This is a genomic window from Nitrospirota bacterium (genome assembly GCA_035873375.1).
In the GTDB taxonomy this organism is placed as follows: Bacteria; Nitrospirota; Thermodesulfovibrionia; order Thermodesulfovibrionales; family JdFR-85; genus BMS3Bbin07.
In genome coordinates, this window is the sequence record JAYWMQ010000038.1 from 40976 (window position 1) to 56713 (window position 15738).

Consider the following 15738-nt stretch of genomic DNA (forward strand, 5'->3'; position numbering starts at 1 on the left):
ATTCAGGAGCCTTTCAAGAGGGGACAATAAACAGGTCTGTATATCATAAGTTGCTCAATTCAGTTGTATTTTTCGTATAAATTTCAACGGGGAGGTTATATATGAGTACAGGAATAAAGAGAGTCCTTTATCTTGCCATGCTTGTTGTGCTTGCACTTTTCATCTCTTCTTGTGCATCAACAACGGCAGAGGTTCAACAGCAACCGACTGCTCCGACTGTTCAGCAGGCCCGGACTTATAACGGCCCGAAGGCGAGGATAACGGTTGCACGCATAAAGTGTAAGGCTGCGAAGTGTGCAGGCGCAATCGGTGATGGTTTGAGAGATATGCTCATCAGCGGACTTTTCAGGACAAACCGGTTTGTGGTTCTGGGGGGCAGGGAAGAACTCAAGGAGATAAAAGAAGAGATTGACCTTGCTCAGAGCGGGTATGTAAAAGAGAGCGGGGCTCCCCGGGCCGGAGGGTGGGAATCAGCTGATATTATAGTGCTTGGTTCCATAACAGCTTTTGAACCAAAGGCCGGCGGGATGGGTATCGGCGCCGGGGGGCTGTTGCCCGGTGTTTTGGGGGGTATCAGGTTTGGCAAAGACGATGCTTATATCTCCATGGACCTCAGGATTATCGATGTGAGAACAAGAAGGATTATAAACACTACAACTGTAGATGGAAAGGCGTCTTCTTTCAGGGTCGGGGGGCTCGGATTTGGCTGGGGTGGTGTTGGAATCCTTGGGGCAGGGCTGAGCGTGTATAAGAATACACCGATGGAGAAGGCCGTAAGGGTGATGATAGACAAGGCCGTGAATTTCATCTCATCCCATACACCTGAGAGCTATTACAGATATTAAGCCGGAAGAATTACAGGATCCTGGGATTGTTTATCCTACAACAGGTATTCTGCAAGGTTTATCCTGTATTTGTTGGGATCGAGGGTCTTGACGATGCTCTTGAGGTATTCGCCTGCGGGGTCTTTTTCCGTAAGGTCCGTGATAAAGCCAGCCGTTTTTTTGCCTGCACTGTCCACAATAATCATCACCCTTGGCCTGTCGGCAAAGAGGGGATTACATTCATAGACGAGTCCCATCTCTCGTGTATCAAGGAGTACCAGTGAGCCAACAGGATAGACCCCGACCATATTAACAAAGAATTTTGAGAGTATCGGGTCAAGTTGAGTGCCTGCGCGTTCCATCATTATACTGAGGGCCCTGTCCGGGGCAAGAGGCACCCTGGCATAAACCCTTGAAGAGGTCATTGCATCATACTGGTCTGCTATGGTGAGAACCCTTGAATAAAAATCGAGTCTGATGGGGTAGCGTACCTTTGGATAGCCGGAATAGTCATAGTTTAAATGATGTTCAAAGGCAACCACCGCACTTCGAATAGAGGTCCTGTCGATTCCTTTGAGTTTTAGTATTGTCCTGGCCCCCCAGTAAGGATGACGTTTGATTACCCGCCATTCCTCTTCAGTAAAGGCAGTTGGCTTGTTTAAAATTTCTTTCGGAATTTCCATCTTGCCGATATCATGGAAAAGGGCAACAAGTCCCAACTCTGTAAGGGCCTTGCGGCTAAGTCCGATCTTCTGGCCTATGGCGATTGAAAGAACACTGACATTGACTGAGTGGTGATAGGTGTATTCATCGTAGTCTTTTATAGCAGTCATTCCGATAAGAAGCTGTTCCTCTGAGAGTATAAGGTCGACCATTGATTCCACGACCCTCTTTGCCACTTTCATATTTACCTTCTCTCCGGCCTTCAGCTTGTTCATGACACCCTCTGTAAAGGATACGGCATTAAAATAGGTCTTCTTGACAATCCTTCTCTGGTCTATATCGCCATCTTCCTTTATCTTTTTCAACTTGTCAATTCTAATATTCTGGATGCTTTCAAGAGAAGTCTCCATAGCCTCATAGGGGGTGCTGGAATATGTAGCATTTATAAAGACCTTCAGAAAAGCCTTGAGGTCATCAATGCGAAGTTGTGATTCAAAGATTACCGTCCCCAGTTCTCTTTTTTGAAACTCCCGCAAGAGGTAGTCAAAATTCAGCATATACTCAAGTGGATACCTTACACGGGAATCATTTATATAGAAGAACTCACCAATAATATCAATCCTTAAACTACCTTCCGCCTCTGTCAGAGGGGTTAGAAGGTTCAGAAACTTTACTATGGCATCTATTACGGCAACATTATCGATATCGTGTAAATGACCGGTCCTCAGTACAACGCCAAGCTGATTTATTATGTTCTTCCCTGCTGTCCTGAGATCAACTTCTCTTTTTTTCATCCGTTATCCTCTTAATAGCGGTCTGGATGTTTTCCCGCAGAAGTTTGTTTTTCGAGTTCCGCAACTTCATAAGGATATCCAACGACTCTTCCGTGCCAATGATACCAAGGCCGTGTGCTGCCGCTGCCCTTATCTCGGTATTTTTTGCCCGTTTAAAGAGGGTTTTTCTCTTAAGGCTCCTGATTAGCAAGCTAATGACATCACTGTCTTTCCATTTGGCAAGGACTTCATAGAATTCCTTCTTTTCGTTATAATTTTTATCCCTGAAACTCTTGTCAGTTATCCTGTCAAGAATTATTTTTTTGGATACAGGTGTTCCTATAAGTCCTATTGCCCTGACAGCGGCAAGCCTTACCAATTCGTCAGTATCAGACAGGCAATCCTTTAGTACCGGCAAGACGCTTCCTGTACCCATTACACCAAGGGTACGTATCGCCTCTTTCTTCACCCTCCTGTCTGGGTGTCTGACAGCACGTGAGAGATACTCTACAGCTGATGTGTCACCAATCTGTCTTAGAATACATATAATATTTCTCACTACATACCATCTCCTGTCGTGAAGGCCTTTTGCAATGGAGGGTATATCTTTTTTGCCGAGTTCCGACAGTATGATTATGATAGCCTTGCGTGCCGGGGCATTTCTTAGTTCTCCCAGGATATGGATAAATGAAGGAATTGCCCTTTTGTCCAGCAGAGAGGCAAATTCATGCAGGAGTTCTTCATTGAACTCTACCCCTTCGTCGAGTATCTCTCCAAGAAGTTTGACGAATTTTGCTGAATTGATAAAGTTTTTCAGCTCTTTCAGGCAGACATCAGCATCTTTACCATAAATATCCTCTGCGGCGCTATGCTCTATTTTCTTTAATGTATAAACTGCTGCCTCCAGATTTCCAAGGTTTATTGCAAACTCCAGTGTAGAGCTTATAAAGCCTGTCAATTCCTTATATTCCCCCATACCTTCTGCATAAGACAACATCTCAAAGAGCAGATGTATCATGGTTATGCTCTTGTCAGGTGGGTCGTTCTCTATTTCCAGGATAATAGTCCCCAGATCTTCATCGGTAATGGGGACTACATTTAAAACCGATTCCTTTTCAAGGCCAAACGCATCTTCATAGGCATTTAGGATACCTTCGTTATTATTAGAGGCTTTTTTGGCTTTCTCAACAGCCCTTTCTTCATAGGTTTCATCTTCTAAAAGAATTGAATCATCAACAATATAATGTATGAACTGGAAATCTTTTTCCCACATAAGGGTTACTATATCATCGTCAAGGACCTCCCTTTCAAAGTCTACGGAAAGTATCCTTAAAAAGTCTTCCATTTCGTTTTTCGGAAGTCCTCTTTTAAAGGTCAGCTCCCGTATGCCATCCTTGAAAAAGAAGAGTGCGAGATTTTCTTCTTTTTCATCGCTGTGATATACAGCCTCGCCCTCAAGGAATATATCGTGCTGTTTGATTTTGAGGGATAGAGAGCCGGAAGAATCAAGAATTGTGGTCATCCTTGAGTATATGTTATTAATTGTCCTGGCATAGACGGGATTATTTTCCGGATAGATTCTGAGATTTTTTTTTGCCTTGATGAGTTCCTGAATAGTATCTTTTACGTCCTGTGAGAGGGTCATGATTATTATATGAATAGCTGTTTGCGCTCTTTAAGATAATTTCTTATGATTACTTGGGCGCTGTTTAGCCGCTGAAGCCTCATATTTCTCTTCCTTATTGCCTGAATATCGTTAAAGGGAAACTTTTCTCCCCGTATCTCTGTCTGTATATGCTGAATTTCCTGGTAGAGTTCTTTTATCAGTTCCATCTCAAGGGGTTTGAGAAAGATAGGATTCACAGTGGCATAGCCTTCAGCTATATCCCATGAAATGGCCTTTATGCTTTTTCCTCTAATTCCCTTCATCTGGAGCCTTCTTTTTCGAGAAGATTTTTGAGATTATTATACCGGTTTCATAAAGAAGAATAATAGGAACAGCCATAAGGGTCTGGTTAAAGGCATCCGGTGTGGGTGTCAAGACGGCTGCAAGGACAAAAGCCAGAAGAACGGCATATTTTCTGTTTTTTGCGAGTGTCTTTGGTGTTACTACGCCAGCCCTTGTGAGAAACAGAATTACTATCGGCAGCTCAAATACAGCACCAAAGGAAAGGAGGAATTTCAGACAGAAATCAACATAGCTGCCCACGGAAATCATTGGTGTCAGGGATGCCGTCTTGTAAGTCAGGAGAAACCCCATGGCAAAGGGCAGGATAATAGTGAAGCAGAAGAGGGCTCCTATAAGAAACAGCATTGTTCCGGCCACTACAAAGGGTCCAACATACTTCTTTTCTGAAGGCATGAGTCCCGGGACGATAAACTTCCACAGTTGATACAGGGCTACCGGTAACGCAAGTACGATACCGGCAACCATGGCCACCTTTATATTCATCCAGAATGCCTCTGCCGGTGCGAGAAAAACAAGTTTTTGAATAGGTGAATCTTTAGTTATGAACTCTATGTAAGGTGAAGTAGTCTTTAAATGCAGATCTGACCTTAGAGGAAGTGTCAGGAGTCTGAATAGTTGCTCCGAAAAGTTAAAGGATAAGCCAAAACCAATCAGTACGGCAACAAAGGATTTTATCAGCCGCTGTCTTAATTCAGTGAGATGCTCTGTAAAGGGGAGTTTTTCCTCAGCCATCTACTCCGCTTTCCTCCCCGCTTCTTCCCCCGCATCTCCTGAAGTTCCTGTATCTGCTTTATCATCTGTTTTTTCTGCTAAAGGTGAGTGGTCGTCTTTCTTTTCTTTTGCTGTTTTCCCTGAGATATCTACTCTTTGAAATGTATCCGACAGTCCTTCACGGAGGGGATCCTGGACCTCTTTCACCTCTGTGTCTATCTGATCTTTAATTCCGTTAATGGCCTTTTTTAGCTCAGCCACACCTTTGCCGAGTGAACGGGCAAGTTCGGGCAGCTTTTGCGGTCCAAAGACGATCAGGACAACTGCAAAAATGACTATAAGTTCCTGCATTCCTAAATCAAACATATCTTACTCCAGCCTTATACTCACGTATACATATCCTCTGTTCCTCTTCACAAGCAACAGGACGGTGTCTCCCTTGTCAAGTTCCTTGATCACAGAGGCCATCTCCTCTGTTGATGTAACCCTCTTGCGATTGACCTCTAATATAACATCACCTTTCTGAATATTCTGTCTTTCAGCCGGGCTGTTGTCAATAACACCAAGGATGAGTACAGCACCGCCGTCCCTGATTCCCAACTGTTCTGCAATAGCAGGATGCATGGTTTTAGTCCTTAACCCAAGTATCTTCTCAATAACAAGTTCCGGGGTTTCAATACCCTTGCCCAGCTTCTCAATAATAACATTTAGATCGAGTTCCTTGCCTTCCCGGAAGATTTTCAAATTGACACTAGTTCCAACGGGAGTTGAAGCAACAAGTCTTGGAAGCTCGTGCATGTCTTCTATCTTTTTACCATTATACCCGACTATGATGTCACCTCGCTGTATTCCTGCCCTGTCAGCAGGTGAATCTTTTGTAACATCGGTTACCAGAGCCCCGTGTCTGTCCCTGAGTCCAAAACTCTCGGCGATCTCCGGCGTAACCTTCTGAACGGTAACACCAAGCCAGCCCCTTTCAACAAATCCCTTTTCTTTGAGGGAAAACAGGATATCTTTTGCAAGGTTAATCGGAATTGCGAAGCCGATCCCTATGTTGCCCCCTGACGTGGAGAATATAGCACTGCTGATACCTACAACCTCGGCGTTGAGATTAAAGAGGGGGCCTCCCGAGTTACCGGGGTTTATGGCTGCATCCGTCTGGATGAAATCATCGTAGGGCCCGGAGCCTAATACCCTGCCCTTGGCACTCACAATGCCTGCAGTTACTGTGTGCCCGAGGCCAAAGGGGTTTCCTATGGCAATAATCCAGTCGCCCACCTCAAGGGCGTCTGAATCCCCTAACGGGGCAACCGGAAGAGGTCTGTCAGCCTCCACCTTGATAAGGGCTATATCAGTCTTCTGGTCCCTTCCCACAACGGTTGCCTTGTATTCGGTCTCATCCCAGAGTCTTACCCTTATATCCTCTGCCTTGTCTATGACATGGTTATTGGTCAGTATATAGCCCTCTTCATCAATAATAAAGCCTGAACCAAGGGACTGTCTCCTTAATTTCTTTTCCTCATCACGATAAGGGGTTCCGGGCAGGAAGGGAAAGGGCTTTGTTTTTTCCTTGATTATCTGCGTGGTACTGATGTTTACTACACTCTTTGCCCTTAATTTGACGATACCCGAGAATGTTTCAGGGACAGGTGAGGCAGAGGCGAGGCTGAACATCATCAAGATTATTGCTGTTACAGCAAGGGAAAGTCTTTTTTTCATGTTTTTTCCTCTTCGTAATAGATCCGTTTCACCTTTACCTGATCCAGTGGAAAAAGGCTTAGTGTCAGGAATATCCTGAGTTCAGGGGTCCTGTTTTTGAAATCATAACCAACCCCCAGAGCCGCATAAGAATTTGAGGCAATCTTGACCCTGTAACCCATCTTGCCTTCCACCAAGTCTATGTGTTCAGAGAAATGACTCTTTTTAACGATTAGTTCACTTAATATGTTAAAGCTATGGGCAGCTGCAAGGTCAAGACCGAGTCTCAGTTCCACCTCGTCTTCCATGGAGGAACTGGTAGACTTGAAGTAAAAGAGATTTCCATGTCCCCGGAATGGCCCCACACGCTTGCTTATAAGCAGGGCTCCACCAACATGGCCAAGCGTAGAAAAAGTCTCTTTACCCGGGATCGAAAATCCTACTAAATAGGAGATAGACGGACCAAGGCGTTTCTCGGATAAGATATTGTATTTGTAACCTATGCTCGTATCACCGATACCCCCTGTGCCTCGATAGTTGAAGATAAAGGGGATGCTTGTCAGTATTTCGATCTTGTCTGTCAATCCATATGATGCGTTTATGAATAATCTGTAAAAGTTGGGCTCGATTGACCGCTCGAGGGAGAACATGATGCCGGGCTTGTCTTTTTCAATTGTATAGGCACTCAGGGTTGAGAAGGTGCCGTAGGGTTGTACAGGTTGAAACCCTTTTGTATCAAAGGCGGCTGAAGAGTCGACATCCGTCAGGGCCAGGAGAAGGATGATCAGGAGGGTTATCTTCTTCATTACTAAAAATAGCAGAAACCCGGATACTGTGTCAACGAAAGGGCCATATCCTGTTCTCGTATTTCGGGCAGTTATGATATTATAAACATTGCATTTTTGATATTAACGTCAGGGAGGATAAAGTTGGAGAAATATGAACCTGGGAAGGTAGAACTCAAGTGGCAGGCCTACTGGGAGGAAAGAGGCATTTTCAACTCCGTTGTTGATGAGAAGAAAGAGAAGTTTTACTGTCTCGAGATGTTCCCGTATCCATCGGGCAGGATTCATATGGGGCATGTGCGAAATTACGCAATAGGTGATGTCATTGCAAGATACAAGAGGATGAAGGGATTTAATGTGCTGCATCCGATGGGATGGGATGCCTTTGGCCTGCCCGCGGAAAATGCCGCCATAACCCACGGTCTTCACCCTGCAAAATGGACGTATGAAAATATAGAGTACATGAAGACCCAGCTTAAGCGGATGGGATTCAGCTATGACTGGTCTCGGGAGCTGACCACCTGCAGCCCTGAATATTATAAGTGGAACCAGTGGTTTTTCCTGAAGATGTTTGAAAGGGGGCTTGCCTACAGAAAGGCGTCCTTTGTTAACTGGTGTCCTTCCTGTGTGACGGTGCTTGCAAATGAGCAGGTTATTGATGACAGGTGCTGGAGGTGTGACAGTGAGGTGGTTCAGAAAGAACTGGAGCAGTGGTTTCTTAAAATTACCGCATATGCAGAAGAGCTGCTTGAGGGCTGTGATGAGCTCGTTGATGGATGGCCTGAACATGTCCTGGCAATGCAGCGCAACTGGATAGGCAGGAGCGAGGGGGTTGAGATGGACTTTCCCCTCGCTGAAGGGGAGGGCGCTATAAAAATATACACCACGAGACCTGATACCCTCTGGGGCGCTACCTTTCTCTGTCTCGCACCTACGCATCCCCTTGCGGTGTCACTTGTGAGAGACCGGGCCGGACTTGATTTTATAAGGTCAAAATATGGGGTGATGGAGGAAAAACATGGTCTTTTTACAGGCCAACATGCCATCAACCCCGTAAACGGCGAAAGGATTCCCATCTATATTGCCAACTTTGTCCTGACAGAGTATGGCACAGGCGCCATAATGTCAGTACCGGCCCATGATCAGCGGGATTTTGAATTTGCACAGCAATACGGGCTTCCGGTCAGGGTGGTTATTGTCCCTCGGAATGGGGAGCTTGAAGAGCCCATACAGCAGGCATACGAGGGTGAAGGAATCCTCATAAATTCAGGACAGTTTTCGGGTATGAAGAGCAAGGATGCCATAAAGGAGATTTCAGGATACATTGAGGAAAAAGGCCTGGGCAGGAGGGTTGTTAATTACCGTCTGCGGGACTGGGGGGTGTCAAGGCAGAGATACTGGGGGACGCCGATACCGATTATTTACTGTGATAAATGCGGTACAGTCCCTATGCCGGAAGAGGACCTGCCGGTAGTGCTGCCCGAGGATGTGAAGTTGACGGCTACAGGGACTTCTCCGCTGCAGGCCTCAGAGGATTTTATCAGGACGGAATGCCCTGCCTGCGGCGCAACTGCCCGGCGGGAAACCGACACCATGGATACATTTGTTGATTCATCCTGGTATTTCCTGAGATATTGCTCAGGAAAGGACGAAGAACCCCTAAATAAGGAAAATATAGCCTACTGGATGCCTGTTGACCAGTATATCGGCGGGGTGGAGCATGCCGTGCTGCACCTTCTGTATTCGCGGTTTTTCACAAGGGTTTTAAGGGATTCGGGCATAGTCGCGGTTAACGAGCCTTTCACTAATCTTTTGACCCAGGGGATGGTTTGCAAGGAGACCCTCAAGTGCCCTGAGCATGGATGGCTCTTTCCCCATGAGGTCAATGACGGCAGGTGTATAAAGTGCGGACTGCGGATTGAGCGGGGCAGGGTGGAGAAGATGTCAAAGTCAAAGAAGAATGTAGTTGATCCGGATTACCTTATAAAAAGATACGGCTCTGATACGTCAAGGCTCTTTATCCTCTTTGCCGCCCCACCGGACAAGGACCTGGAATGGTCGGATAAGGGGATAGAGGGAGCCTACAGGTTTTTAGGCAGAATCTGGACACTTGTAAGCAGGGATGCAAAAAAAATAAAGGCTGCAAAGAGCCAGGAAGTTAGCCTTATACATAACAACCTGCAACCCGCAACCCGCAACTCGCAACTATTCCGTAAGACCCATCAGACAATCAAAAAAGTAACCACAGACATAGAAAAAAGACTCCAGTTCAATACCGCCATAGCTTCAATGATGGAGCTCTTTAACGAGGTATCCGCCTTTACCCCTGAGACTGACAATGACTGGGCTGTTCTCAGATTCAGTATTAAAAATATACTTTTAATGTTGAGCCCCTTCACTCCTCATCTGGCTGAAGAATTATGGGAGGTCATGGGTGAGAGGCGGAGCATACTTGAGCATGATTGGCCTGAGTGGGATGAAGATGCGACAAGGGAAGAGGAGATAGAGCTGGTTATCCAGGTCAACGGGAAGGTGAGGGCAAAGACAATGGCGCCTGCGGGTCTTGATGATGAAAGGATAAGGGAGATGGCCCTTGGTGAGCCGAAGATAAAGAAGCTGATAGAGGGCAGGACGGTCAGGAAGGTTATCGTGGTAAAGGGAAAACTGGTGAATATAGTTGTTGCCTGAAACAAGTGGTTAGTGGATGAAAGACATGGAATATATGCAATTAGCCCTTGAGGAGGCCCGAAAGGCCTTTGAGCTGGATGAGGTGCCGGTTGGTGCCTTGGTGGTCAAAGGGGGTATAATCCTTTCAAGGACACATAACCTGATGGAGGCCCTCCAGGACCCGACTGCACATGCAGAGGTCCTTGCAATCAAGGAGGCTGCAGACAAGCTTGAGAGCTGGAGGCTTGAAGGGGCTACCCTCTATGTCACAAAAGAGCCCTGTCCCATGTGTGCCGGCGCGATTGTAAACGCGAGGCTCTCCAGGGTTGTATACGGCTGCAGGGATGACAGGGGCGGGGCTGTGGACAGCCTCTATCATATCCTGTCGGATAAGAGGCTTAACCATCAGACAGAGGTAGTCTCAGAAGTACTGTCAGAGGAGTCGGCAGGGCTCTTGAGGAGTTTCTTCAGGGGCAAGAGGAAAAGAGCCATGGAGTTATGATCGCTAAATCTGTGTGAATCTGCGTAATCTGCGGCTTAAATAAAGTCTTTGTTTGTTTTTTAACAAGGAGAGGTGGCCGAGTGGTTGAAGGCGGCGGTCTCGAAAACCGTTGTGGGGGCGACTCCACCGGGGGTTCGAATCCCCCCCTCTCCGCCATTTAAATGTTCCATCGCCGCCCTGAGCCTCTCTTCAGTTATCTTCCTGAAGACATCCATAAGCGATATTTTTCTATGCAGTTTCCAGGGGAGGTTCTTCATTGTCATTCATACCGGCATTGCTGTCCGGTATGCTGTATTCTTCCGCCGCCCACGTCCCAAGATCAATCACCTTGCACCTTTCCGAGCAGAAAGGTCTGCATGGATTTTCCTCCCATGTGGTGATGGTTTTGCATATTGGACACCTGATTTTCATATCTTTTCTTCCTTTTTTGTTTTTGGATTTAATTTAGTTACAGTTATTTTTTCACCTAATTTTTTTAAAAGTAGTCCGGAGGCCATACCGTTAATCATACCTGTTATTATACCAAGAAATAGTATCAGAGGTGCAACGAAGAGTATGGCCTCCATGCGGCGGATGAAGAGCAGATAGGCAAGGCTGAGCTGTGTAAGGTTATGTGCCATTGCCCCGATAAGGCCGATTCCCACGGGGCTGAATATGCCTGAAAAGAGGGAGTATGCCCCGCCCATGATTAATGTGCTTGCAACACCTCCGCCAAGGCTCAGGACAAAGCCTGGACCTAAAAAACTCCCTGTAAAGAGAGAGACTATAAGTATGCGTATCAGGGTTATTGTCATGGCTACCCTGAGGCCGTACAGGATGAGGGCCGTCAGTGTTATGATATTTGCAAAGCCGAACCTCAACCAGGGCACAGGGGCCGGGATCATTCTTTCAAGGCCATGGAGTCCGATCGCATATGCTGCAAGTATTGCTATCCTTAATCTATCCTGAGATTGCATCGACCTCTCCCATCGTATCCCCCCCGATTGTAACCACCACCCTGTTGGGAAGACATATAATTGCCCCCCTCTCTATCCAGCCCTGACGGATACAGAGCTTATTCGGGCAGGGTGAGTCCGTTATACGTATCTTTCCCGCTTTTACCTCGATCCTGGTAACGCCAACCGGACCGTGAACCTCAACAGTTTTGTCTTCATTAAGGGAGAGCCTGTAAATGAGTTTTCCATTGACCTCAATAGTTGCTGTATTACCGGATAAGGCAAGCCCTTTGACAAGGAATAGCCCTGAAAGTGAAAGTAGTATGAGTGCAACGAATAAGGCCCAGTCGTATATTGTGATCTCCTTAAAGGTTTCTTTTAATAAACTCAATCCTGCCTCACAAATAGTTGCGGGTTGCGAGTTACGGGGTACAACAAGTTGCGGGTTGCGGGTTGCGGGTTGCGAGTTAAATTCCATGTATAATCAATTGGCTTCATTTGTTTTTATTCGTTTCCATTCGTGGCTTGAGGGTTATTTTGTTTTTCAGTGTATCAGTCATATGTATTTTACCCGTTTTATCAATCATTAATGCATCATAACCAAGGGTGCCGGCTATTTTAAGACCTTTATCAATGCCTGATATGAACAGGGCTGTTGCAAGGGAGTCAGTATATACTCCGAGTGGACCCACAATAGTTACACCCATAACCCCTCCGGCAGGATAGCCGGTCTTGGGGTCAATGAGATGGTGATACCTTTTGCCGGTTTCGATAAAAAACCTCTCATAATCCCCGGATGTGGATATTGCCATATCCCTGAGTTCAAGGGTTGCAATTATGTCGTCCATGCTTTGTCCCCTTGGATCTCTTATCCCCACCCTCCACGGTGTTCCACCGGGTTTTAACCCGTATGCCCTGATGTCTCCGGCCACAGCAACAAGGGCTGCCTTTATCCCCTCTGATTTCAGTATCTCTATGGCCCTGTCAGCAGCATATCCCTTGGCTATTCCCCCGGCATCAACGGTCATTCCCTTCCTCTTGAGAAATGCGGTCTGTTTATCCTGGTTGAGCATTAAGTCCCTGAAGTTTACAAGGGGGAGTTTCTCCCTGATCAGTGCGTCGGAAGGCCGGATTTTTTTATGAAAGTCATAGAGGTTTACTACCACCCCGACTGTCATGTCAAAGGCCCCGCCTGTTTCTGTTGATACCTCCGTTGCCCTTTCAAGCAGTGTATAGGTATCAGGGGATAGTGCTACAGGTGAAATACCGGCATTGCGGTTAATTGCCGATATCTCGCTGTCAGGGGAGAAGAAGTTGATCAGTTTCCCGATGCGCTTTATCTCTGCAAAGGCCTTGTCCATGGCATTCCCGGCCTTTTTCTCAGAGTCGGATACCACGGTTATTGTAACTATGGTATCCAGAAGGAACTCTGATTTCCTGTATGTCTCATCCTTCCTCCAATTACAGGAGAAAGTGGAAAGTATAAGTGCCAGATTAAGGGCCAGAAATAATAAACGTTTCATCTTTTCACTCCTTTCCGGGTTTTCAGATTACCTTAAGCCGTAACCCCCCGGCTCTGAAATTCTGTCACTCCTTCCAGTACCTTTTTTAAGAAAAATCCGGTATAGGACCCTTCGTTGCGGCATACATCCTCAGGAGTGCCGGCGGCTACGAGATAGCCCCCGTCCTCTCCTCCTTCAGGCCCGAGGTCTATTATATAATCAGCGCATTTTATAACATCGAGGTTATGTTCAATGACAACAACGGTATTTCCCTTTTCCACCAGGCTGTTCAGTACATTAAGGAGACGCTCTATATCAACAAAGTGCAGGCCTGTGGTTGGCTCGTCAAGTATGTAAAGGGTGTCGCCCCGGGACCTTTTGCTGAGCTCTTTTGCAAGTCTCACCCTCTGAGCCTCTCCCCCGGAGAGTGTGGTTGCGGGTTGTCCAAGTTTGATATATCCGAGTCCGACATCCACCAGAACCTGCAGTTTTTCTCTCAGCAGAGGTATTTTGGAGAAGAAGTCATATGCCTCGGTAATGGTCATTTCGAGGACTTCGGATATGCTCTTGTCCTTAAACCTGATTGCCAGGGTTTCACGGTTATACCTCATTCCCTTGCACTCGTCGCAAGGGACATAAACATCAGGCAGAAAATGCATCTCCACCTTTTTGTACCCCTCGCCCTTACAGTTCTCACATCTTCCGCCCTGTACATTAAAACTGAACCTTGAGGGAGAGTAACCCCGTACCCGTGCATCCTGAACCCTTGAAAAAAGATCCCGGATATGAGTGAAGATACCCGTATATGTTGCGGGATTAGACCTGGGAGTACGGCCCAGGGGTTTTTGATCAACGCATATGACCCTTGAGAGTTTCTCTGTACCCTTTATTGACCTGAATCTGCCGGGGTTGACCCTGCTGCCGTAAAGTTCCTTTAAAAGGGCCTTGTAAAGTATATCGAGGACAAGCGTGCTCTTGCCTGAGCCTGACACCCCGGTACAACAGACAAAGACACCGAGGGGAATCTTTATGTTAAGACCTTTCAGGTTGTGTTCCGTAATGCCTGTAATCTTTATGCATTCCTTTGGTCTCCTCCTCTGAGAAGGTAAAGGTATGGTTTTTCTGCCGGAAAGATACTGTCCTGTGGGTGAAGATTCCATCTCCTGGATCTCCTGAGGTGTGCCTTCCGCCACTATCCATCCGCCTGATCTCCCGCCGCCGGGGCCAAGGTCTACCACATAATCGGCCCACATGATTGTATCTGCATCATGTTCCACGATTATAACCGTGTTTTCAGCATCCCTGATCCCGGAAAGGGTCTCGAGGAGCTTCCTGCAATCCCTTGGGTGGAGTCCGATGCTTGGCTCGTCAAGTACATAGAGTACTCCGGTAAGAGATGAGCCGAGTTGGGTGGACAGCCTGATCCTTTGTGCCTCACCGCCTGAGAGTGTTGCAGCAGGTCTGTCCAGGGTAAGATAATCAAGCCCCACCCAACGGAGAAAATGCAGCCTGTCCCTGGCCTCTTTTATTATACGTCCTGCAATTATCCCCTCCCTTTCAGAGAGGGAGAGATTATCTATAAATTCAAGAGCCTTCTTTACAGGAAGCCTGGAGAATTCTCCAATATTAATGCCCTGGAGTTTAATGCCGAGTGCCTCCTTCTTTAACCTTAATCCGCCACATTCCTTGCAGGGTATCAGTTCGTCAGACTCTGATGTCTCCTCAATGAGGTTTTCATATCCGAGGCCGTGACATAGTGGACAGGCCCCGAGGGTGCTGTTGAATGAGAAGAACATGGGGGTAATTTCCGGATAGCTTAACCCGCACTTTATACATGCAAGGGTCCTGCTGAAGAGGATGTCCTCGTTCCGGTCTATGAGGTTGATAATCACCGTGTCTGAAAAATTCAGGGCGCTTTCAATGGCGGATTTCAGTTGTCGTTCAATTCCCGGCTTAACTATTAATCTGTCAACAACCATCTCTATTGTGTGCCGTTTATGTTTCTTTAATGCTATATCTCCTGTCAGATCAATCATCTCACCGTCAATTCTTGCCCGTACAAAACCCTCCCGCCTCATCTGCTGAAGCTCCTTCCTGTATTCACCCTTACGCTCTCTCACTATTGGTGAAAGGATTTGAAGCCTGGTTCCTGACGGCATCTGCAGAACTGAAAGGAGTATGTTTTCTGCGTCCTGAACCGTGATGGGACTGCCGCAGTTGTAGCAGTATGGTTTTCCGATCCTTGTATACAGCACCCGCATATAATCGTATATTTCAGTTATTGTTCCGAGGGTGGACCTTGGAGACCTTGAGACGGTTTTCTGCTCAATCGCCACAGAGGGAGAGAGTCCTTCAATGTAATCAACGTCAGGCTTTTGCAGTTCGCCGATAAACTGCCTGGCATAGGATGAAAGGCTCTGGACATAACGGCGCTGGCCTTCGGCATAGATTGTATCTATGGCAAGGGAAGATTTTCCTGAGCCCGAGGGGCCTGTTATAACAATTATCCTGTTTCTCGGTATTTTCAGGTCTATGTTCTTTAGATTATGCTCTCTTGCACCCTTTATAACAATAAAATCTTGCATACGTGACATGGTGATGGACATGTAATCAATTAATATAACTCAAAAAGGGGACGGGTTGCAATGCGGGCCGTAATTTTGCAAGGTTATTGGACATAGTAAAGAGTTTTGTATCCGGGAGTCTTAA

Annotated in this window: 15 protein-coding genes and 1 tRNA gene; 4 read left to right on the forward strand and 12 right to left on the reverse strand. The window is 46.6% G+C overall.

Annotated features, from left to right (window positions below):
- Positions 1-101: 101 nt before the first annotated feature.
- Entirely contained in the window at positions 102-845 is a 744-nt protein-coding gene (locus VST71_08260) for a CsgG/HfaB family protein (GenBank protein MEC4685709.1), read from the forward strand.
- Positions 846-880: 35 nt separating this feature from the next.
- Here the strand turns inward: VST71_08260 and VST71_08265 are convergent, their stop codons facing one another.
- From VST71_08265 to VST71_08295, 7 genes are read right to left on the reverse strand one after another with little or no spacing between them, the layout of a single operon-like run.
- Positions 881-2281 carry an HD-GYP domain-containing protein gene (locus VST71_08265; protein MEC4685710.1) on the reverse strand — a complete coding sequence of 467 codons (1401 nt, stop codon included), beginning with the start codon at positions 2279-2281 and terminating at the stop codon, positions 881-883.
- Positions 2262-3905 (reverse strand): HEAT repeat domain-containing protein, encoded by a 1644-nt coding sequence (locus tag VST71_08270; GenBank protein ID MEC4685711.1) that lies wholly within the window; start codon positions 3903-3905, stop codon positions 2262-2264. The genes VST71_08265 and VST71_08270 overlap by 20 nt, the downstream gene beginning before the upstream one ends.
- A gap of 5 nt (positions 3906-3910) precedes the next feature.
- Positions 3911-4189, reverse strand: coding sequence for a hypothetical protein (locus tag VST71_08275; protein MEC4685712.1), 279 nt, complete (start codon positions 4187-4189; stop codon positions 3911-3913).
- Positions 4176-4961, reverse strand: a complete 786-nt coding sequence (gene tatC / locus VST71_08280) for a twin-arginine translocase subunit TatC (protein MEC4685713.1) — start codon at positions 4959-4961, stop codon at positions 4176-4178. The genes VST71_08275 and tatC overlap by 14 nt, the downstream gene beginning before the upstream one ends.
- Entirely contained in the window at positions 4962-5306 is a 345-nt protein-coding gene (gene tatB / locus VST71_08285) for a Sec-independent protein translocase protein TatB (GenBank protein ID MEC4685714.1), read from the reverse strand.
- A 3-nt stretch (positions 5307-5309) separates the two neighbouring features.
- Entirely contained in the window at positions 5310-6659 is a 1350-nt protein-coding gene (locus VST71_08290) for a DegQ family serine endoprotease (protein MEC4685715.1), read from the reverse strand.
- Positions 6656-7444, reverse strand: a complete 789-nt coding sequence (locus VST71_08295; GenBank protein ID MEC4685716.1) for a hypothetical protein — start codon at positions 7442-7444, stop codon at positions 6656-6658. The genes VST71_08290 and VST71_08295 overlap by 4 nt, the downstream gene beginning before the upstream one ends.
- Positions 7445-7567: 123 nt before the next feature.
- Here VST71_08295 and leuS point away from each other — a divergent pair, with 123 nt between their 5' ends.
- The 3 genes from leuS (at position 7568) to VST71_08310 (ending at position 10748) form a co-directional block, all read left to right on the forward strand.
- On the forward strand, positions 7568-10111 hold the full coding sequence (gene leuS / locus VST71_08300; protein MEC4685717.1) for a leucine--tRNA ligase: 2544 nt from the start codon (positions 7568-7570) through the stop codon (positions 10109-10111).
- A gap of 16 nt (positions 10112-10127) precedes the next feature.
- On the forward strand, positions 10128-10592 hold the full coding sequence (gene tadA / locus VST71_08305; protein ID MEC4685718.1) for a tRNA adenosine(34) deaminase TadA: 465 nt from the start codon (positions 10128-10130) through the stop codon (positions 10590-10592).
- A gap of 66 nt (positions 10593-10658) precedes the next feature.
- Positions 10659-10748, forward strand: a tRNA-Ser gene (locus tag VST71_08310).
- 72 nt (positions 10749-10820) lie between these two features.
- Here VST71_08310 and VST71_08315 read toward each other — a convergent pair.
- Genes VST71_08315 through uvrA form a run of 5 tightly spaced genes read right to left on the reverse strand, consistent with a single transcriptional unit; the run spans position 10821 to position 15623 of the window.
- On the reverse strand, positions 10821-11003 hold the full coding sequence (locus VST71_08315; protein ID MEC4685719.1) for a DNA gyrase inhibitor YacG: 183 nt from the start codon (positions 11001-11003) through the stop codon (positions 10821-10823).
- A complete protein-coding gene (locus VST71_08320) occupies positions 11000-11548 on the reverse strand; it encodes a Gx transporter family protein (protein ID MEC4685720.1) in 549 nt (182 codons plus the stop codon). Before VST71_08320 ends, VST71_08315 begins: the two co-directional genes overlap by 4 nt.
- Positions 11532-12005, reverse strand: a complete 474-nt coding sequence (locus VST71_08325; protein ID MEC4685721.1) for a NusG domain II-containing protein — start codon at positions 12003-12005, stop codon at positions 11532-11534. The genes VST71_08320 and VST71_08325 overlap by 17 nt, the downstream gene beginning before the upstream one ends.
- A gap of 16 nt (positions 12006-12021) precedes the next feature.
- Positions 12022-13050, reverse strand: a complete 1029-nt coding sequence (locus tag VST71_08330; protein MEC4685722.1) for an FAD:protein FMN transferase — start codon at positions 13048-13050, stop codon at positions 12022-12024.
- 32 nt (positions 13051-13082) lie between these two features.
- Complete coding sequence (gene uvrA / locus VST71_08335) at positions 13083-15623, reverse strand: excinuclease ABC subunit UvrA (GenBank protein ID MEC4685723.1); 2541 nt, start codon at positions 15621-15623, stop codon at positions 13083-13085.
- Between the last annotated feature and the right edge of the window lie 115 nt (positions 15624-15738).